Here is a 19,898-nt window from a genome sequence, read left to right as displayed (position 1 = left end):
GTTATTCGTTGAACTGGCGCAGGAAGCGCAAATCGCCTTCGTAGAATTGGCGCAGGTCGTTCACGCCATAGCGCAACATGGTCAGGCGCTCAAGGCCGGAACCGAAGGCAAAGCCGATGTAGCGCTCGGGATCCAGGCCGAAGTTGCGCACCACTTGCGGGTGCACCTGGCCGGAGCCGGAGATTTCCAGCCAGCGGCCGCGGTTCGGGCCCGAGGTGAACATCATGTCGATTTCGGCGGACGGTTCCGTGAACGGGAAGAAAGACGGACGGAAACGCACGACGAGATCGTCGCTTTCAAAGAAGCAACGCAGGAAATCGGTATACACGCCCTTCAGGTCCGCAAAGGAGATGTCCTCGGCGATCCAGAGCCCTTCCACCTGGTGGAACATGGGCGAGTGCGTGGCGTCGCTGTCGACGCGATAGGTGCGCCCAGGCGCAATGACCTTGATGGGCGGCTTGTTCATGCGGGCGTAGCGCACCTGCATGGGGCTGGTGTGCGTGCGCAGCAGCAGCGGCAGGCCGTCGGCGTCGTTCATGTCGACGTAGAACGTGTCCTGCATGGAACGCGCCGGATGATCCAGCGGGTTGTTCAAAGCGGTGAAATTGGTCCAGTCGTTTTCCACTTCGGGGCCGTCGGCCACATCGAAGCCTATGGAGCGGAAGATCTCTTCCACGCGTTCCCAGGTCCGGATCACCGGATGGATGCCGCCCGGCGCGCGACCGCGGCCCGGGAGGGTAACGTCAATGGTTTCGGATGCCAGCCGGGCATCCAGTTCAGCCTGCGCCAGGGCGGCGCGGCGATCGTTCAGGAGCTCTTCGATCTTTTGCTTGGCCTGATTGATCCGCGCCCCCGCCTCGCGCTTTTGCTCGGGATCGAGTTTGCCCAGGCCTTTCAGCAGCACCGTCAGTGCGCCTTCCTTGCCCAGGAAGCGAGCCTTTGCGTTCTCAAGCGCGGCGGCATCCGTAGCCGCAGCGAACCGTTCTTGCGCCTGGGAGACCAGGTCGTCAACCAATCGAGTCATGAAATCCAGCCTTCAAAACGCAAACGGGGCTATTACAGCCCCGTTTGCAGCGATGCGCGATGAGTTAAAGCGCGCGATCAGGCAGCCAAGGCAGCCTTGGCTTGCTGCACGATGGCGGCAAAGCCGGCCTTGTCGCGCACGGCCAGATCGGCCAGGACCTTGCGGTCGAGTTCGATCGAAGCCTTCTTCAGGCCAGCGATGAACACGCTGTAGCTAACGCCATGCTCGCGGACGGCGGCGTTGATACGCGTGATCCACAGAGCGCGGAACGTGCGCTTCTTGTTACGACGGTCGCGGTAGGCGTATTGGCCAGCGCGCATGACTGCTTGCTTGGCAATACGGAACACATTACCGCGGCGGCCACGGTAACCCTTGGCGGCGGCAATGACTTTCTTGTGACGTGCGCGGGCAGTTACGCCGCGTTTGACGCGAGGCATAGTAGATCTCCCTTAGATCAAGCGAAAGGCATCATGGCCTTGACGGAGGCCACGTTGGATTCATGAACCGCCGTGGAGCCGCGCAATTGACGCTTGGCCTTGGTGGTCTTCTTGGTCAGGATGTGACGCTTGAACGCCTGACCACGCTTGATGGAGCCGCTGCCGCGAACCTTAAAGCGCTTCGAGGCGCTTTTCTTGGTTTTCATCTTGGGCATGATGATTCCCTAAACTTAAACACTCGTTGTTGATTTACATGACGCCAGGTGCTTGACGCGTGGCGGCTGAAAGCCTCCGCGACGGCAAAACTTGTAAACCCGTTGCCACTTCTTGGGGTATTGCTGGGGTATTGCTGGGGTATTACTGGGTACTGCCTAGATGTAGTGCCTGAGCACTGCTCCTGCGCCGCCGGCATTGCCGTCACGCGCAAGGCCCCCCCAAAAAAGAGCAAAAAGATAGCCCAGATCCGGGAAAGCCTTTGATTATATGGTGATTTCCCGCACTTTGTCGAGTCGAAGGTGAGGCAAGCGGATGAGGCGCCGCGAGCGCCCTCTGCCCCGGGATCATACTCCCGGGCGCCGGTACTGCACCGCCTGGGCGACATGCCGGGCGGCAAGCACGTCCTCGCCATCGAGGTCGGCGATCGTTCGGGCCACTCGCAGAGCCCGATGCATGGCCCGGGCGGATCCCGCCAGGCGGCGCATGGCCTGCAGCAACAGGGTCTGGGCCTCGCGGTCCATGACGCAAAACCGGTCCAGCTCGGCGCCAGCCAGCCCGGCATTGGGCTTGCCCTGCCGGGCCTGCTGACGTTCGCGGCAGCGCATCACGCGCGCCCGTACCGGCTCCGACGCCTCGCCCGGTGGAGCGCTCATCCATTCGGGATCGGATGGAGGCAGGGCCACGTGCAGGTCGATGCGGTCCAGCAAGGGGCCGGATACCTTGCCGACGTAGCGCGCCACCTGGTCGGGCGTGCAGGCGCAGGCGCGCGCCGGATGGCCGCGCCAGCCGCAGGGACAGGGGTTCATGGCGGCGACCAGCTGGAATCTGGCCGGGAACTGCGCGGCCTGCAGGGCCCGCGCGATGACCACCTTGCCCGCCTCCAGCGGTTCGCGCAGCGCTTCGAGCGTGCGGCGGCTGAATTCCGGCAATTCGTCCAGGAACAGGACCCCGTGATGCGCCAGGCTGATCTCGCCGGGGCGCGGCCGCCCGCCACCGCCCACCAGGGCCGCCACCGAGGCCGAATGATGCGGCGCCCTGAAAGGAGGCTGGCCCATCAGCGCGTCGGGCACGCCGGCCAGCGCCGCCACGGCCGCGGCCTCCAGCGCCTGGCTGCGCGCCAGGGGCGGCAACAGGCCCGGCAAGCGGGCCGCCAGCATGCTCTTGCCCGCCCCGGGCGGGCCCACCATCAGCAAGCTGTGGCCGCCTGCCGCGGCCACCTCCAGCGCCCGCCGCGCCCCGGGCTGCCCCCGCACGTCCGACAGACAGGGGATCGGCGCGGCCTCCGGCCAAGCTTTGGGCACGGCGTCCGGCAGCAGGCAGGCGCCGGTCGCGTGCGCGGCCACATCGGCCAGGCTGCGCGCCGACAGCACCCGCAGGCCCGGCACCCAGGCCGCCTGCTCGGCGCTGCCGGCGGGCAGGATCAGCGTGGCATCGGGCGCTTCGCGGGCGACGCTCAGCGCGATAACCAGAGGCGCGGCGACGGGCACCAGGGCGCCGGTCAAGGACAGCTCGCCGGCGAGGACCAGGCGGACAAGCGCCGGATCCGGCGCGGACGGCCCGGGGCAGCCGCCATCGGAGGGCGGCGCCAACTGGCCGGACGCCAGCAGCAGGCCCAACGCGATGGGCAGGTCGAAGCGGCCCGATTCCTTCGGCATGTCGGCCGGCGCCAGGTTGACGGTAATGCGGCCCGCCGGAAATTCGAACCCGCTGTTGATGATGGCCGCCCTCACGCGTTCGCGGCTCTCGCGCACCTCGGTGTCGGCAAGGCCGACCACATTGAAGCTGGGCAGCCCCGACCCCAGATGCGTTTCAACGCGGACCGCGTGGGCATGCATGCCGCACAGGGCCCTGCTGGCAAGAACGGCAAGCGTCAAGACGGTCTCCGAAGAGGTACGGGAACCGCTAGTATCGGCAAATGAAAAACGGCCGCAGACGCGGCCGTGACAAAACCATCCCGCGCAACGCCATCTTGAAGATGCGCGCAGCGCGGAGAGCGGCGCTTATTTGTCCAGGGCGGACAAGCGCGTTTCCAGTTGCTGCACCTGGGCAGCCAGTTGATCCACCCGTGCGCGGGTGCGGGCAAGCAGGTCTGCCTGGACGTCGAACTCTTCGCGGCTGACCAGATCCAGCTTGGAAAACGCTTGCGTCATCATTGCGCGCACATTGCGTTCCACATCCGCGGCCGGGCTGCGGGCGATCAGGTCGGAGATATTCTTCTGGATGTCTTCCATCCACTGGGTGCGATTGTTCATAACGGCCTCACGGTGTTCTTGATGCCCCCAGTGTAGTGCGTCGGACGATATGTTTCAGGAGAAACAGGCAAAAAAAAAGGGCGGGCCGCATGCGGTGACCGCCCATCAAAGCACAGGAGAAAACCGGGCTGCCATGACAGCAGCCCCCTACCAACATCATTACAGGGCACCCCTTGCGGGTTTGCCGATAGCGCGAACCGGTCCGACGACTTGCCTGCATTGCCCCGCCACTTGCGGCTTGTCGCGGATCGAGCCTGAATGCGTAGATCTGGTATCGATTCTTCTTCACCCTACCCGGGCCAACAAGCTTATCCGTGTAAACCCCCGTATCAGGCTCGCACCCCAATTTGGGCAGCTTGGCCGCCGGTCTGGCGGCGCGTAAAAAAACGCCAACCGGCTCCTCAGGCCCGGCCCGCAACGCTATGCGCGGCACGGCGCGGCGATGGCCAGGACCGCTGCGCGCTCGCGCGCCTATACAAACCGCAACAGCCGTAGCATCAACTCGCTACAAATCCCAAGCCTGAAACATATTTCGTTGCATTCCTCACTTTTTTCGTTGCACGCACCACATTGAGGCCGATGCTTGGTGCATGCCGCACCATATCGGTGCAGGCACGCACAATTACTGCGCCCTTTTCCCTCGCAGCGGGTGCCGGCCGACATGGCATGAAACTTGCTTGAATGAAGATGCCAACGTGCAACCATGAGAGGAAATGCCATGAAACTCATCATCGCCATCATCAAGCCCTTCAAGCTCGACGAAGTGCGGGTGGCTCTATCCGGGATCGGCGTCCAGGGCCTGACAGTTACCGAAGTAAAAGGATTTGGCCGCCAGAAAGGCCACACCGAGCTTTATCGCGGCGCGGAATACGCCGTCGACTTCCTGCCCAAGCTGCGAGTCGAAGCTGCCGTACCCGACCACCTTGTCGATCAGGTCATCGAAGCGATCGAACAAGCCGCCCGTACCGGGAAGATCGGCGACGGCAAGATCTTTGCAGCGCCCCTGGAACAAGTTATCCGTATCAGAACGGGTGAAGCTGGCGAAGCTGCGCTGTAAATAAATAAAGACTCAATGGAGCCTGAAAATGGATAAAGCAGATATCTCCTGGTTGCTCGTCTCTACCTTACTTGTATTGATGATGGCCGTACCCGGTCTGGCGATGTTCTATGGCGGCCTGGTACGCAGCAAGAACGTGCTGTCTGTGTTGCTGCAAGTGCTGTGCACGTTCGTGCTGGGCCTGGTTCTCTGGTTCATCTACGGCTACTCCCTCGCGTTCACCGAGGGCAACGCGTTCTTCGGCGGCCTGTCGCGCGCCTTCTTCTCTGGCATGTTCACGCCGGCTGACGGCAAGTTCGCCATGTCGAACACGCTGACCGAGCTGCTGTTCGCCTCCTTCCAGGCCACGTTCGCCGGCATCACCTGCGCGCTGGTCGTGGGCAGCTTCGCCGAACGCGCCCGCTTCTCCGCGGTCCTGGTGTTCACGGTGATCTGGTTCACGTTCGCCTACGTGCCGATTGCGCACATGGTGTGGTTCGCGTCGGAAACGGCGCCGGGCCTGCTGAACGCCCAAGGCGCGCTGGACTTCGCCGGCGGCACGGTGGTGCACATCAACGCCGGCGTGGCTGGCCTGGTCGGCGCCTATGTCGTCGGCAAGCGCGTGGGCTACGGCCGCGAAGCGATGCAGCCGCACAACCTGCCGATGACCTTCGTGGGCGCCGCCCTGCTGTGGGTGGGCTGGTTCGGCTTTAACGCCGGCTCGGCGCTTGCAGCCAACGAGAACGCCACCCTGGCCTTCTTCAACACCATGATCGCCACCGCGGGCGCCGTACTGGCCTGGCTGTTCACGGAATGGGCCATCAAGGGCAAGCCCTCGATGCTGGGCGCCGCCTCGGGCGCGATCGCCGGCCTGGTCGGCATTACCCCCGCCGCCGGCCTGGTTGGCCCCGTGGGCGCACTGATCATCGGCGTGGTTGCCGGCGTGGTCTGCGTCTGGGGCGTGAACGGCCTGAAGCGCCTGCTGCGCGCGGATGACGCGCTGGACGTGTTCGGCATCCACGGCGTGGGCGGTATCGTGGGCGCGCTGCTGACCGGCGTGTTCAACGCCCAGGTCTTCGGCGGCCCCGGACTGGCCGAACCCGGCATGATCGCCCACCAGCTGTGGGTCCAGCTCGAAGGCGTGCTGCTCACCATCGTCTGGTCCGGCGTGGTTGCCTGGATCGCCTACAAGATCGCCAACGCCCTGTGCGGCATGCGTGTTCCGGAAGACCAGGAGCGCGAAGGCCTGGACGTCACGAGCCACGGCGAATCGGCTTATCACAGCTAAAAGCAGTGCCCTGCCCGTTGCCTCAGCGCAGCGGGCCAGGCAAGAAAAAGGCGCCCGGGCGATAAACCCGGGCGCCTTTTTCTTGCCTGGCCCTATCGAATCAGGCCGGGCCCAGCGCGTCCAGGTCCACGGGCAAGGCGCGGTTCAGCGCCGTCGCCACCTTGATACGAAGCGCGTTGGAATGCGCCCGGCGAACTTCGCGCTTCACGTCGAGCAATTGCTGCGGGTGCATGGAGAACTCGGTCAGGCCCAGGCCCAGCAGCAGCCGGGTCATGCGCGAATCGCCCGCCATTTCACCGCAGACCGCGACAGGCTTGCCCGCCCGCTCGCCCGCGTTGATCGTGTTGGCGACCAGGCGCAGGACCGCCGGGTGCAGGGGATCGTAGAGCGTAGCCACATCGTGGTCGCCCCGGTCGATCGCCAGCGTGTACTGGATCAGGTCATTGGTGCCGATGGACAGGAAATCCAGGGCCTGGACGAAGGGCTCGATCGCGATCGCGATGGCGGGCACCTCGACCATCGCGCCCACTTCCATGTGGGGCGCATAGGCCTGCCCGCGCGCGTCCAGCTCGCGCCGGGCGGCCTCGATGGCCGCCTTGGTCGCGACCACTTCATGCATGTGGGCGATCATCGGGATCAGCAAGCGCACCGGCCCATGGGCCGAGGCCCTCAGGATGGCCCGCAGCTGCGTCGCGAACATTTCCGGACGGGCGAGGCAATAGCGGATGGCGCGCTGCCCCAAGGCGGGGTTGGTGGCCACGGTGGCCTCGCCATCCAGCGTCTTGTCGGAACCGATGTCCAGCGTGCGGATCGTGACAGGCCTGCCGGCCATTACCTTCACGACCGAGGCATACGCCTCGTATTGCTCTTCCTCGCCCGGCAGGTCCGGGCGCCCCATGAACAGGAATTCGCTGCGGAACAGCCCGATGCCGTGCGCGCCCGAGGCCAGCGCCAGCGCGGCCTCGTCCGGAAGCTCGATGTTGGCATGCAGGACGATGTCGATGCCGTCCAGCGTGATGGACGGCTCGTCGCGCAACAGGCCCAGTTCCGCGCGCTCGTCCGCATAGGCGGCTTGCCGGCGGCGGTATTCCTGGAGAATGCGGTCGGACGGATTGACCACCACGGCGCCGGCCGCGCCATCGATGATCAGCATGTCGCCGTCGCGGACCAGCTCGCGCACGTTCCCCATGGCGACCACGGCGGGCACGCCCATGCTGCGCGCCACGATCGCGGTATGCGAGGTCGGGCCGCCCAGGTCGGTGACAAAGGCCGCGAAACGGCCGCCGCGCAGGCGCAGCATGTCGGCCGGTGAAATGTCGTGGGCCACGACCACCAGGGCATCGTCGCCGCCCATGTGGGACATGTCTGGCAGGATCGCCGAGGTGCCCGCCAGCACGTGCAGCACGCGTTCGATGACCTGGCGCACGTCGGCCCCGCGCTCGCGCAGGTACTCGTCCTCCATGGCGTCGAACTGCTGCCCCAGGATTTGCCCCTGCGTCGTCAGCGCCCATTCGGCGTTGTAGTGGCGCTCGGCGATCAGGGCCAGGGTCTGCTCGGCAAGCAGCGGATCGCCCAGCAGCAGGCTGTGCACGTTGAGCATGGCGCCCAGCTCGCGCGGCGCGTCGGCCGGCAAGGTGTCGGCCAGCTGCAGCAGCTCGTGCTGCGCCGACGCCAGGGCCTCGGTCAGCCGGCTGCTCTCAGCGGGCACATCCTCGGCCGAGATGCGATAGTGCGCCACTTCCAGCGCCGCGGCGCCCATGACGACGGCGCGTCCGATTGCGTATCCCTTGGCGACGCCCTTGCCATATAGACAGACAACGGGGCTGGCAGAGCCAGCCCCGTCGCGAGCGTCGATGAGGGTCGTAGACGAGCCGGCCCGAGCTGGGCTCGGACCGGCTGCTTCAGAAGAAACTCTATTCCTGCTCACCGAATTTGCTGTCGAACAATGTTTCGATTTCGGAAAGGGCCTGCTCGGCATCGCTGCCCGAAGCCTCCAGCTTGACCGTCACTCCCAGCCCGGCCGCCAGCATCATGACCCCCATGATGCTCTTGGCGTTGACGCGCTGCGCGCCGCGCGAAATAAAGATTTCGCTGGAAAACTTGCTCGCAAGCTGCGTCAGCTTGGCGGCAGCCCGGGCGTGCAAACCCAGTTTATTGCTGATGACAATGTCTGTATTAGGCATAGGAAATATTATGACCGCGGCTAACGCCGCAGTGTTGAGTGCAGCAAATCGTCGGACCGCTCTTCGGCTTGAAATAATAGCCGACATAATAGGGCAAATTCCCGCCCGTCAGTCTACACGCAGGACGCCCTGCACCCCGCCAGCCAAGGCTTTCTCGCGCGTTTCGGCCAAAGGCAGATTGCGGTAGGTCAACGCCCGCAGCAGCATCGGGGTGTTCAGGCCGGCAAGCACGCAGCACTGTATGCCCTGTGCCTGGGCGTCCGCGACGGCGCGTTTGGAGATGTTGGCGGGCGTGGCGCCGATCAGGTCCGTCAGCACCAGCACGCCGCCGCCGTGATCCTGGCCGAGTATGTCTTTCAGGACGTCCGGCGCCAGATCGTCGGGACGATCCTCGGGCTGGATATCGTGAATGGCCAGCATGCCGTCAAGGTTGCCCATGACGTGGCTGGCGCATTCGCGCATCGCCGCGCCCAGGGGCGCATGCACGACGATCACAATACCCGTGGTCATGACAGGAATCCTGAGAGGTCAGGCCGCGACGGCAGTTGCCGCCACGGCTTTTTCAAGCGCCTGGACGAACATGCCTGCGACATCGAAACCGGTCTGTTCGGCAATTTCTACGAAACAGGTGGGGCTGGTGACATTGACTTCGGTGACGTAGTCGCCGATGACATCCAGGCCAACCAGCAGCAGGCCGCGGGCGGCCAGCTTGGGGGCCACGGCTTCGGCGATCTCGCGGTCTCGCGGCGACAGTTCCTGCGCCACGCCCCGTCCGCCTGCGGCCAGGTTGCCGCGGGTTTCGCCGGCCAGCGGGATGCGGGCCAGCGAATACGGCACCGGCTCGCCGCCGATCAGCAGGATGCGCTTGTCGCCCTTGACGATGTCGGGGATGAAGCGCTGCGCCATGATGGTGCGCGCGCCATTGTCCGTCAACGTTTCCAGGATGGCGTTCAGATTCGGGTCCTTGGGCTGCAGGCGGAACACGCCGGTGCCGCCCATGCCGTCCAGCGGCTTGACGATCACGTCGTGGTGCGTGTCGTGGAAAGCCTTCAGGCGGGCCATGTTGCGGGTCACCAGCGTGGGCGCGGTGAACTCGCTGATTTCGGTGATGGCCAGCTTTTCGGGATGGTTGCGAATGGCCGCGCCGCTGTTGAACACGCGGGCGCCTTGCGCCTCGGCGTATTCGAGCAAGTGCGTGGAATACACGTATTCCATGTCGAACGGCGGATCCTTGCGCATGACGACGGCGCCAAAATCGGCCAGCGGCAGATCCCGGGCGGCGGACTCGCGCCACCATTCGTGGCCGTGCAGGTCGGCGTCAGGCGCCAGCTCGATCGGCGTGGTCACGGACTTGACCGTGCCGCCCTCGATGTAGAGGTCGCCCTGCATGGCCACGCTAAGCGTATGGCCGCGCGCCACGAGGGCACGCATCATGGCGACAGAACTATCCTTGTACGCTTTGAGCAGCGGCAAGGGATCCAAAATGAACAAAACATGCATCGCGGCACCCTGAACGGACGCCGCCTCCCCTGGCGGGAAGGCGGCTTTGTGACATCGTAGCGCAGAGCCGCCCAATAAGCGAACCCGCCGGTCACGCAACGGACACGGCGGGTCGTAAAAGCGGCTAAGCCTCCCTGGAGAGGCTACGGCTGGAGCTCAGGCGGCCGATTCAGGTTTGCCCGCAGCGGGCACGGCCTTCTTCTTCGGCGCCAGCACCATGACCATCTGACGGCCTTCGAGCTTCGGCATGGCTTCGACCTGGGCAAGTTCCAGCAGATCGTCGCGCACACGTTCAAGCACCCGCATACCGAGTTCCTGGTGAGCCATTTCGCGGCCACGGAAGCGCAGCGTCACCTTGGCCTTGTCGCCTTCCTCGAGGAAGCGGCGCAGATTGCGCAGCTTGACCTGATAGTCGCCCTCGTCGGTGGCCGGACGGAATTTGACTTCCTTGACCTGGATGACCTTCTGCTTGGAACGAGCTTCGGCTTGGCGCTTCTGCTCTTGGTACTTGAACTTACCGTAGTCCATCAAACGGCAGACCGGCGGCTCGGCGTTCGGCGCGATTTCCACCAGATCCACGTCGCTTTGCTCGGAAAGACGGAACGCGTCGGCGATCTTGACGATGCCGAGCTGTTCTCCTTCCAGACCTATCAGGCGCACCTCGGGGACGCGGATTTCACCGTTGATGCGATTGGCTTTTTCAGTGGCGATGTTGAAAGCTCCTAGAAATGTTAAGCAGCGCTGCTATCAGGTTGATTGACGTCGCGACGGGTGGATACGTCCTCGGACAGTCGCGCGACGAACTCGTCGTATGCGATGGCGCCAAGGTCCAGTCCACCCAGTCCGCGTACGGCTACGGTGCCGTTTTGCTTCTCCTTGTCGCCGACGACAAGAATGTACGGCACCTTTTGCAGGCTGTGCTCCCGAATTTTACGAGTGATTTTTTCACCGCGCAAATCGGACTCTACTCTAAAGCCTTGTTTTTTCAGGCTTTGCGTGATTTCAGCCGCATAATCGGCCGAAGGTTCGGAAATGCAGCATACGACAGCCTGCACCGGAGCGAGCCAAGGAGGCATGGCGCCGGCGTGGTTTTCGATCAACATGCCGATAAAACGCTCCAGCGACCCGAGGATCGCGCGGTGCAGCATGACAGGCGGACGACGCTGGTCGTTCTGGTCCACGTACTCGGCGCCCAGGCGCACGGGCATGGAGAAGTCCACCTGGATCGTACCGCACTGCCAGTGGCGGCCGATAGCGTCCTTCAGGGTGTACTCCACCTTGGGGCCGTAGAAAGCGCCTTCTCCGGGCGAAACCTCGAATTCGCAGCCGGTGCGGCGCAGGCTTTCCATCAGGGCGGCCTCGGCCGTGTCCCAGACTTCGTCAGAGCCGATCCGCTTTTCAGGACGCGTGGCGACCTTGTACAGCACCTCGGTAAAGCCGAAATCGCGGTAAACCTTCTGCAGCAGCGCGGTGAAATCGGCGCATTCGTCCTGGAGCTGGTCTTCGGTACAGAAAATGTGGCCGTCGTCCTGCGTGAAACCGCGCACCCGCATCATGCCGTGCAGCGACCCCGAGGGCTCATTGCGGTGGCACTGGCCGAATTCGCCGTAGCGCAGGGGCAGTTCGCGGTAGGAATGCAGGCCGGCGTTGAAAATCTGCACATGGCCCGGGCAGTTCATGGGCTTCAGGCCGTAGACGCGGTTTTCGGACTCCGTCGTGAACATGTTTTCACGGTAGTTGTCCCAATGGCCGGTCTTCTTCCAGAGCGAAATGTCGAGGATCTGCGGCGCCTTCACTTCCTGGTAGCCGTTTTCGCGGTAGACGGAGCGCATGTACTGCTCCACCTGCTGCCACAGGGCCCAGCCCTTGGGATGCCAGAAAATCAGGCCGGGGGCCTCGTCCTGGAAGTGGAAAAGCTCGAGTTCGCGGCCGATCTTGCGGTGGTCGCGGCGCTCGGCCTCTTCCAGCATGTGCAGGTAGGCTTCCTGTTCTTCCTTGGTGGCCCAGGCGGTGCCGTAGATGCGCTGGAGCATCTCGTTCTTGCTGTCGCCGCGCCAGTAGGCGCCCGCCACCTTCATCAGCTTGAAGACTTTCAGCTTGCCCGTGGACGGCACGTGCGGCCCGCGGCACAGGTCGATGAAGTCGCCTTCACGGTACAGGCTGAGCGGCTCGTTGGACGGAATCGAGGCGATGATCTCGGCCTTGTACTTTTCGCCGATGCCCTTGAAGAACTCGACGGCGTCGTCGCGCGACCACTCTTCGCGGGTGACCACTTCGTCCTTCTTGGCCAGTTCGGCCATCTTCTTTTCGATGGCGGCCAGATCCTCGGGCGTAAAGGGGCGCTTGTACGAGAAATCGTAGTAGAAGCCGTTGTCGATCACCGGGCCGATGGTGACCTGGGCGTCCGGGAACAGCTCCTTGACGGCATAGGCCAGCAAGTGGGCCGTGGAGTGGCGGATCAGGTCCAGGCCGTCCGCGTCCTTGGCGGTCACGATCGCCAGGCGGGCATCGCCTTCGATGCGGAAGCTGGTGTCGACCAGCTTGGATTCCGCGCCCTCGACCGTCACGCGGCCGCCCAAGGCGGCCTTCGCCAGGCCCGTACCGATCGATTGCGCCACTTCGGCGACCGTTACCGGCCCCGGATATTGGCGCTGCGAACCATCGGGCAATGTGATCTGTACCATCGGGAGTGCTTCCTGGGGTTTTTGGGACTAAAAAACGAAAAACGGAAACGAAAAACGCGGCTTGAGAGCCGCGTTCATTTGATTGTCTTGCTGAGTTCTACCGCTGACCTGACACGGTGAAACCCGACGCACGAAAAACTAACGCGACATAGGGCGAAAGTTCCGGGTCGTAGTTCGTGCCAGCGGGAAAAACATGGTGTTTGAGCCTGTTGGTACGCGTCCGAGGCGAACGCGAATCAATGTGACGCAACCTCGGTTGCGCTTATCGTTGCCGATTGTAGCACCATTTGCGCTCTTCCCGTGGTGAAAGCGCCACACTCCGGCTGCTATTGCCGAGCCAGGTTGCGGCTGCCGGCCTTTCCCCCTTATATGTCAGGCCAAGGGTGCAATGGTCTGATTTTGGCTCATTTCATGTCCGCACAGCCGTTCGAAAACGTAATCTGCCCTCGAAAATTTCGGACTGATCGGGACGTGCGCGGCGGCTCCATCCGCTGGCGATCCCTATCGCCCCGTTCCATTCATCCGCTTGTGGAGCAACGATGAAACCTGTTTCAGCGCCAGCCAGCAAGGCGTCTCTCCCCTCGCCCCACCAGCGCGGCGGCGCCTCCGCGCACGCCGCGGGCGCGCGCCAGCACCTGCTGTTGTCGCGCCCGCCCCCGGTCATCAGGGTCGCCATCCTGGACGACCACCCCGTGGTGGCGCTGGGGGTTGGCGCCTATCTGGAAAGCCGCCCCGGCTTTCAGCTGGTTCACCGCGAGACCTCGGCCCGGGCGCTGCTCGAAAAGCTGGAGCACACCCCCTGCGAAGTGGCGCTGATCGATTTCTACCTGCCGCTGGAACCCTGGGATGGCGTCAATTACTTGCGCCGCCTGCGCCGCTATCACCCCAACATGGCGATCATCACGTTTTCAGCGGGCAACCGGCTGGAGACCCAGTACGCCGCATACCGCGCGGGCGCAAACGGATATCTGGCCAAGCAGTGGGGCATGATCCTGTTGCCGGACATGATCCGCGGGGTGACCAGCGGCAATGCCCCGTTCCTGTCCGTCCAGGAAGGCAAGATCCGCTCCCTGCTGCCACCGCCCCCGCATGCCCTGCTCACCGCCTCGGAAGTCGAGATCTTGCGCCACATCAGCCAGGGACTTTCCGTGACGCAGATCGCGGCCCGGCTCGTGCGCAGCAAAAAGACCGTCAGCACGCACAAGCGCCGCGCCATGCGCAAACTGCAACTGTCCGACGATCTGTCGCTGGCGCTGTACCTGCGCGAGAAATTCGCCGAATGACCGCGCCGCGCCCGGCGGCGCCCTGCCCTAGCCAGGAAATCAGATGATGCGGGAGTAGCTGGCGCCGCTGCCCGCGGCGCCCAGATAGCCGTCGAAGGCCATGGCGACCGCCCGCACGAAATACCAGCCCAGGCCGGTCACCTGCACCGCCTCCGGGCTGAGGTTGACCAGGCCCAGTTCGGCCAGGTTCGCCATCTGGGAGAGCTCGCGGCTGAAGTAGTCGCCAAAGCGCAGGCCATGGCGCGCCTCAATCCGGGCAAAATCCACGCGTCCCTGGCACATGATGTCCATGATGACTTCACGCCGGACCAGATCGTCGGGATTCAGCGCCAGCCCCCTCTCGACGGCGAACCGCCCGCCCTCGATGGCGGCGTAGTACTCGTCGAGCACCTTGGCGTTCTGGCCGTAGGTGTTGCCGATGCGGCCGATGGCGGAGACGCCAAGCGCGACCAGGTCGCGGTCGGGCTGGGTGCTGTAGCCCTGGAAATTGCGATGCAATTCGCCGCGCTGCTTGGCAATGGCGAGCGCGTCGCTGTTCAACGCGAAATGATCCATGCCGATGTAGGTATAGCCCTGCTTCAGGAAGCCGTCGATGGCCCCGCTGAGCAGGCCCACGCGCGTGGCGCGGTCGGGCAAATCCGCCTCGCTGATGCGCCGCTGGGGCTTGAACCGTTCGGGAAGGTGCGCGTACGCATACAGGGCGATGCGGTCGGGCCGCAGCGCGATGACCTGCTCGATCGTGCGGGCAAAGGATTCCGTGGTCTGCAAGGGCAGGCCGTAGATCAGGTCCATGTTGATCGATGCATAGCCCAGCGACCTGGCGCTTTGCATCAGCGCGCGCACATCCTCGAAGGACTGCACGCGATGCACCGCCACCTGCACCCGCTTGTCGAAATCCTGCACGCCAAAGCTCAGGCGGTTAAAGCCCAATTGATGCAGGTAGGCCAGGCGCTCGGGCGTCGCCGTGCGCGGGTCCACTTCGATGGATAGTTCGGCGTCCGGCTCGAAGCGGAAGGCGGCGCGCAGGTCTCCCATGAGGCGGGCGAGTTCCTCGTCGGACAGGAAAGTCGGGGTGCCCCCGCCGAAATGCAGTTGCGATACCGGCACGCCCTGCCCCAATTCCCGCACGTGCAGAGCGATTTCGCTCGCCAAGGCGTCCAGGTAGCGGGCGGCGCGGCCATGATGGCGGGTCACTACCTTGTTACAGGCGCAGTAGTAGCAGACCGACTCGCAAAAGGGAATGTGGACGTAGAGCGACAGCGGCTCCGCCGGACTCGCCGCGCGCCGCTGTTGCAGCGCCAGCCGGTAGTCCTGCTCGCCGAAACCGCCGTGGTATCGGTCCGCCGTGGGGTACGAGGTGTACCGCGGCCCATTCTTGTCCAGCCTGGCCAACAACTGGGGAGGGAAAAACGGCTCGGCGGCGGCGGGCGCCGGCGATTCTGGAGAGAGTGGGCGTAGGGCGGCTTGCATACCCTGAATTATTCGCCCGTGCCGGCCCGCCCACCTTGATCTTGCGCAAACCCTGCGCGCTTAGCAGGCCTGCCTGCGGGGCGAGGCTGAGGCATCGGAAGGCGCCGCGACGGACCGTGGCTCCGGCCCTTAAAATGCGTGCATTCATGAAGAAAAACAAGGAATCATCCATGGACACTGAACTGGACGGCCGCCTGCTGGCCTTGCGCCAAGCGCTGGCCATCGCCATCGCCCTATCCACCCGCAGCAGCCCCCAGGCCACGGACATGGCGCTGGAGCTTCTCGACGACCTGAAGGCAAACCTCGACAAAGCCCCCTCGGACAGTCCGTTCGAGAAGCCGGAATGGGTGGCCGGCGCACACGATGAACTGGACGGCATCGCTCGCCTGGTGCGCGCCTTTACGCAAACGCCCGAACCGGACGACGACGCGCAGTAAGCCCCGCCCCGGACGCCCGCTGCCGGCGTCCGGGGCGCACCGCACGGCGCAAGCTGCGGACGGGCATTCTCTTCGTGGATCGCCATCGCCTAACTGGCCTGACCACCAGACGGAAAGAGGTGAAATCCCTCTCATCGTTTTCCCTGAATCTCCCTGATTTCCCTTCTATTTCAATGCCAAGATGCCTATATTGGTGGCCTGACCACTAGGCCATAAATCGTATTGCCCGCCGCCGATGAGCACCTTTCAAGCCGTTGCCGTCACCCGCCTGTACCGCATGATCGCCGACCAGATCGCCGGCAGGATCAGGGCGGGCGACTTCCCCCGCGGACGGCGGCTGCCCTCTGAAAGAGAACTGGCCGAGCAACTGCAGGTCAGCCGCGCGTCGATCCGCGAGGCCTTGATTGCGCTGGAGATCGAAGGCTATGTCGAAGTGCGCGTCGGCACCGGCGTATTCGTCGCCGCCAAGGAAGGCGCCGCGTTCGCAAGCGCATTCGGCGCGCCCGCAAGCCCGGCGCACGGGCAGGACGACATCGGCCCCTTCGACCTGCTGGAAGCCCGCTTGATGATCGAGCCTGAGTGCGCCGGCATGGCCGCGCAACAGGCCACTCCCGCCCAGCTTGCGGCGATCCGCGAGGCGCACGAAGGCATGTCCCTGACGGATGCTCCTGGCCGGCATGACCGCGAATTCCACAGCGCCATCGCCGCGGCCTGCGGCAACGCGGCGCTGGCGGCCACGGTGGCGCATTTGTGGAACCTGACCCAATCCAGCTCGGTGTACAGCCGCATGCAGGACTACTTCGTCGACACCAAGGTGTGGGCCGCGGCCCACGCCGAGCACCAGCGCATCCTGACCGCCATCCTGGCGCGCGATCCGATCCGCGCGCGCCATGCCATGCACGCGCACCTGCTCGGCATCCTGGCGCGGCTGCGCGAAGACTTCGGCGACGATCACGGCATCCGCCCGGATACCTGATCCCGTCGACATCCGCGGCCCGCGGCGTCCATCCATACACCCGATCCAACCACCAAACCCCGAGGCGTCCCATGACTTCCCCTACCCTGTCCATCAACGGCAACCGGCTGTGGCAATCCCTGATGGACCTGGCGCAGATCGGCGCCACTCCCAAAGGCGGCAACTGCCGCCTTGCACTGACCGCGCTGGATGGCCAGGGCCGCGACCTGGTCACGGGCTGGATGCGCGAGGCCGGCATGACGCTGCGGGTGGACCAGGTGGGCAACATCTTCGCCCGGCGCGCCGGCCGCAACAACGACCTGCCCCCCGTCATGACAGGCAGCCACATCGACACCCAGCCCACGGGCGGGAAGTTCGACGGCTGCTATGGCGTGCTGGCGGGGCTTGAAGTCATGCGCACGCTCAACGATGCGGGCGTGCAGACCGAGGCCCCGCTGGAAGTGGCCATCTGGACCAACGAAGAAGGATCGCGCTTTGTGCCGGTCATGATGGGATCGGGCGTATTCGCCGGAAAATTCCCGCTGGAGACCGCGCTGAGCGCGCGCGACGCGCAAGGAATCAGTGTGCGCGACGAGCTGGCCGCCATCGGCTACGCGGGCGCGGACCCGGTGGGCGGGCGGCCGGTAGACGCTTACTTCGAAGCGCACATCGAGCAGGGCCCGATCCTGGAGCACGAGGAGAAGACCATCGGGGTGGTGACCGGTTCGCTCGGCCTGCGCTGGTACGACATCACGGTGACCGGCATGGAAATGCATGCCGGCCCCACCCCCATGCCCATCCGCCGCGACGCCCTGTTCGCCGCCAGCTTCCTGCTGCAGGCGGTGGTGAACATCGCCAATTCCCACCAGCCTCACGGGCGCGGGACGGTGGGCGAAATCCACGCCTACCCGGGCTCGCGCAACGTCATCCCGGGCCAGGTCCGCTTCACCACCGACCTGCGCCACGAGGACGAAGCGACGCTGACCCGCATGGACCAGGAGTGGCGCCGCGTCTGCGACGACATCGCGGTCGCGCATGGCGTGCAGGTCGAAGTGAAGGACGTGCAGTACTTCCGTCCGACGCCGTTCGACACCGACCTGGTGGACAAGGTGCGCAAGGGCGCGGCCAGCCGCGGCCTGCCCGCCATGAACATTGTCACCGGCGCCGGACACGACGCCGTGTACATGGCCGCGGTCGCGCCCACCGCCATGATCTTCGTCCCCTGCAAGGACGGCATCAGCCACAACGAAATCGAAGACGCGCAGCCCGAGCACCTGGAAGCCGGCTGCAACGTATTGCTCGACGCCATGACGGCGCGGGCCAACGGCGCGCGCTAGCGCCCCCAACCCAAGGTCATCGCCATGTCATTGCACACTCTTGAATACTGGCAGCAAAAGGCGGAATCGCTCGCGCTGCGCGGCCAGGCCTATATCGACGGCGCCTACGCCGACGCCGCGGACGGCGCCACCTTCCCCGCCACCAGCCCGATCGACGGCCGCAAGCTCGCCGACGTGGCCGCCTGCGGCCAGGCCGATGTCGACCGCGCCGTCGCCGCCGCCCGGCGCGCCTTTGAAAGCGGCGTCTGGTCCGCGCTGGCGCCGCGCGAGCGCAAGGCCCGCATGCTGCGGCTGGCCGAGCTGATTTCCGAGCACACCGAGGAATTGGCGCTGATCGAAACGCTGGACATGGGCAAGCCCATCCGCGACGCGCTGGCGTTCGACCTGCCCGAAACCGTCCAGACCTATGCCTGGTACGGAGAGGCCATCGACAAGCTCTACGACGAGATCGCGCCTGCCGGCCCGGGCGTGCTCGCCACCGTCACACGCGAGCCGGTGGGCGTAGTGGCGGCCGTGGTCCCCTGGAACTATCCCCTCCTCATGGCGGCCTGGAAAGTGGCGCCCGCGCTGGCTGCCGGCAACAGCGTCATCCTGAAGCCGGCCGAGCAATCCTCGTTGAGCGCCCTGCGCCTGGCCGCGCTGGCAGAGGCCGCCGGCATTCCCGCAGGCGTGTTCAACGTGGTGCCCGGCGCCGGCCCCGTCGCTGGCCGCGCGCTGGGCGTGCACCCCGATGTGGACTGCCTGGCCTTCACCGGGTCCACGGCCACCGGCAAGCGCTTCATGGGCTACTCGGGCGAATCCAATCTGAAGCGCGTCTGGCTGGAGTGCGGCGGCAAATCGCCCCACATCATTTTCGAAGACTGCCCCGACCTGGACCGCGCCGCGCTGATCGCGGCGCTGGCCATCTTCTCGAACCAGGGAGAGGTCTGCATCGCGGGATCGCGCCTGTACGTGCACGACTCCATCTATGACACGTTCATGGAGAAGGTGGCCGGACATGCCGCCGCCATGCAGCCGGGCAACCCGCTGGACCCCGACACCACGCTAGGCGCCATGGTGGACGAACGGCAGACGCGTTCGGTCATGGCGCGCATCGAAGCCGGCGCAAGCCAGGGCGCGACCCTGCGCATCGGCGGCCGCCAGGTCCGCGCCGACTCCGGCGGCTTCTACATCGAACCCACCATCTTCGACTGCGTGGATGCCGGCAGCGCGCTGGTGCGCGAAGAGATCTTCGGCCCCGTGCTGGCGGCGCAGCGCTTTCACACGGAAGACGAAGCCATCGCGCTGGCCAATGATTCCTCGTACGGCCTGGGCGCCGGCTTATGGACCGCCAACCTGGGGCGCGCGCATCGCCTGTCGCGCCGGCTGCGCGCGGGCCTGGTCTGGGTCAACACCTATGCCGCCGGCGACATCACCGTGCCGTTCGGCGGAGTCAAGCAATCCGGTTTCGGGCGCGACAAATCGCTGCACGCGCTGGACAAGTACAGCGACCTGAAAACCACCTGGATCGACATTACCGTGTAGCCGCCCAGCTCGTTCGCCCATGCCGTAGCCAGCACCGTGTGAATGGTCCAAAAAAATGCAAAGGGGAAAAACTTGCAGCCGGACACTCAACGCATTGCCGCCGCCATCGACGCCCCGGAGCCGCAGCCGGCCCGGGCGCGGCCGGCGTTCGTCCCAGCCAAATGCCCTCCTGGCACTTGCCGGCCCGCGGCCCGCCGGACAGGCAGGCGCCCCATGCACCGCTGATTTCGCCGCATTGGTGCGCGGCGCCCTACCCAGCACCTAGACGAAGC

19 protein-coding genes are annotated in these 19,898 nt (G+C 65.1%); 7 read left to right on the top strand and 12 right to left on the bottom strand.

Annotated elements, in window-relative coordinates; genetic code table 11:
• Position 1: 1 nt before the first annotated feature.
• The 5 genes from pheS to ACFWP0_RS20825 all read right to left on the bottom strand — a co-directional run bounded on the left by pheS (position 2) and on the right by ACFWP0_RS20825 (position 3,929).
• On the bottom strand, positions 2-1,024 hold the full coding sequence (gene pheS, locus ACFWP0_RS20845) for a phenylalanine--tRNA ligase subunit alpha (RefSeq protein WP_377845209.1): 1,023 nt from the start codon (positions 1,022-1,024) through the stop codon (positions 2-4).
• A 77-nt stretch (positions 1,025-1,101) separates the two neighbouring features.
• Positions 1,102-1,461 carry a 50S ribosomal protein L20 gene (gene rplT, locus ACFWP0_RS20840; protein WP_006218741.1) on the bottom strand — a complete coding sequence of 120 codons (360 nt, stop codon included), beginning with the start codon at positions 1,459-1,461 and terminating at the stop codon, positions 1,102-1,104.
• Positions 1,462-1,478: 17 nt separating this feature from the next.
• The gene (gene rpmI, locus ACFWP0_RS20835) at positions 1,479-1,676 is read right to left on the bottom strand and encodes a 50S ribosomal protein L35 (protein WP_006218740.1); all 198 of its coding nucleotides are present in this window, start codon (positions 1,674-1,676) and stop codon (positions 1,479-1,481) included.
• A gap of 345 nt (positions 1,677-2,021) precedes the next feature.
• Positions 2,022-3,551 carry a YifB family Mg chelatase-like AAA ATPase gene (locus tag ACFWP0_RS20830; protein WP_377845207.1) on the bottom strand — a complete coding sequence of 510 codons (1,530 nt, stop codon included), beginning with the start codon at positions 3,549-3,551 and terminating at the stop codon, positions 2,022-2,024.
• A gap of 126 nt (positions 3,552-3,677) precedes the next feature.
• On the bottom strand, positions 3,678-3,929 hold the full coding sequence (locus ACFWP0_RS20825; RefSeq protein WP_377845205.1) for an accessory factor UbiK family protein: 252 nt from the start codon (positions 3,927-3,929) through the stop codon (positions 3,678-3,680).
• A gap of 718 nt (positions 3,930-4,647) precedes the next feature.
• Between ACFWP0_RS20825 and ACFWP0_RS20820 the strand changes: the two genes are divergently transcribed.
• Positions 4,648-4,986, top strand: a complete 339-nt coding sequence (locus ACFWP0_RS20820; protein ID WP_006218735.1) for a P-II family nitrogen regulator — start codon at positions 4,648-4,650, stop codon at positions 4,984-4,986.
• Positions 4,987-5,014: 28 nt separating this feature from the next.
• Positions 5,015-6,253, top strand: coding sequence for an ammonium transporter (gene amt, locus ACFWP0_RS20815; protein ID WP_377845203.1), 1,239 nt, complete (start codon positions 5,015-5,017; stop codon positions 6,251-6,253).
• A gap of 100 nt (positions 6,254-6,353) precedes the next feature.
• Here amt and ptsP read toward each other — a convergent pair whose 3' ends face one another.
• The 6 genes from ptsP to thrS all read right to left on the bottom strand — a co-directional run bounded on the left by ptsP (position 6,354) and on the right by thrS (position 12,620).
• A complete protein-coding gene (gene ptsP, locus ACFWP0_RS20810) occupies positions 6,354-8,231 on the bottom strand; it encodes a phosphoenolpyruvate--protein phosphotransferase (protein WP_377845202.1) in 1,878 nt (625 codons plus the stop codon).
• On the bottom strand, positions 8,167-8,436 hold the full coding sequence (locus ACFWP0_RS20805; RefSeq protein ID WP_006387993.1) for an HPr family phosphocarrier protein: 270 nt from the start codon (positions 8,434-8,436) through the stop codon (positions 8,167-8,169). Before ACFWP0_RS20805 ends, ptsP begins: the two co-directional genes overlap by 65 nt.
• Before the next feature lie 108 nt (positions 8,437-8,544).
• On the bottom strand, positions 8,545-8,946 hold the full coding sequence (locus tag ACFWP0_RS20800; RefSeq protein ID WP_377845199.1) for a PTS sugar transporter subunit IIA: 402 nt from the start codon (positions 8,944-8,946) through the stop codon (positions 8,545-8,547).
• Between the two features lie 18 nt (positions 8,947-8,964).
• On the bottom strand, positions 8,965-9,936 hold the full coding sequence (gene gshB, locus ACFWP0_RS20795; protein WP_377845198.1) for a glutathione synthase: 972 nt from the start codon (positions 9,934-9,936) through the stop codon (positions 8,965-8,967).
• A 156-nt stretch (positions 9,937-10,092) separates the two neighbouring features.
• Complete coding sequence (gene infC, locus ACFWP0_RS20790; protein WP_081534364.1) at positions 10,093-10,647, bottom strand: translation initiation factor IF-3; 555 nt, start codon at positions 10,645-10,647, stop codon at positions 10,093-10,095.
• Positions 10,648-10,667: 20 nt separating this feature from the next.
• The gene (gene thrS, locus ACFWP0_RS20785; protein WP_377845196.1) at positions 10,668-12,620 is read right to left on the bottom strand and encodes a threonine--tRNA ligase; all 1,953 of its coding nucleotides are present in this window, start codon (positions 12,618-12,620) and stop codon (positions 10,668-10,670) included.
• A gap of 539 nt (positions 12,621-13,159) precedes the next feature.
• Between thrS and ACFWP0_RS20780 the strand changes: the two genes are divergently transcribed.
• Positions 13,160-13,903 (top strand): response regulator, encoded by a 744-nt coding sequence (locus ACFWP0_RS20780; protein WP_377845195.1) that lies wholly within the window; start codon positions 13,160-13,162, stop codon positions 13,901-13,903.
• 39 nt (positions 13,904-13,942) lie between these two features.
• Here the strand turns inward: ACFWP0_RS20780 and hemN are convergent, their stop codons facing one another.
• Complete coding sequence (gene hemN / locus ACFWP0_RS20775) at positions 13,943-15,373, bottom strand: oxygen-independent coproporphyrinogen III oxidase (protein ID WP_377845193.1); 1,431 nt, start codon at positions 15,371-15,373, stop codon at positions 13,943-13,945.
• A 170-nt stretch (positions 15,374-15,543) separates the two neighbouring features.
• Between hemN and ACFWP0_RS20770 the strand changes: the two genes are divergently transcribed.
• From ACFWP0_RS20770 to ACFWP0_RS20755, 4 genes are all read left to right on the top strand, one after another.
• On the top strand, positions 15,544-15,810 hold the full coding sequence (locus ACFWP0_RS20770; protein ID WP_377845192.1) for a hypothetical protein: 267 nt from the start codon (positions 15,544-15,546) through the stop codon (positions 15,808-15,810).
• A 235-nt stretch (positions 15,811-16,045) separates the two neighbouring features.
• Complete coding sequence (locus tag ACFWP0_RS20765) at positions 16,046-16,786, top strand: FadR/GntR family transcriptional regulator (RefSeq protein ID WP_377845190.1); 741 nt, start codon at positions 16,046-16,048, stop codon at positions 16,784-16,786.
• 71 nt (positions 16,787-16,857) lie between these two features.
• On the top strand, positions 16,858-18,102 hold the full coding sequence (locus ACFWP0_RS20760; protein ID WP_377845189.1) for a Zn-dependent hydrolase: 1,245 nt from the start codon (positions 16,858-16,860) through the stop codon (positions 18,100-18,102).
• Positions 18,103-18,126: 24 nt separating this feature from the next.
• Complete coding sequence (locus ACFWP0_RS20755; protein ID WP_377845187.1) at positions 18,127-19,626, top strand: aldehyde dehydrogenase; 1,500 nt, start codon at positions 18,127-18,129, stop codon at positions 19,624-19,626.
• The last annotated feature ends 272 nt before the right edge of the window (positions 19,627-19,898 follow it).

This window comes from Achromobacter sp. NPDC058515, from assembly GCF_042721735.1.
Lineage (GTDB): Bacteria > Pseudomonadota > Gammaproteobacteria > Burkholderiales > Burkholderiaceae_B > Achromobacter.
Note: the sequence above shows the minus strand (reverse complement) of the source record. Positions and strands in the feature narration are given on the sequence as shown.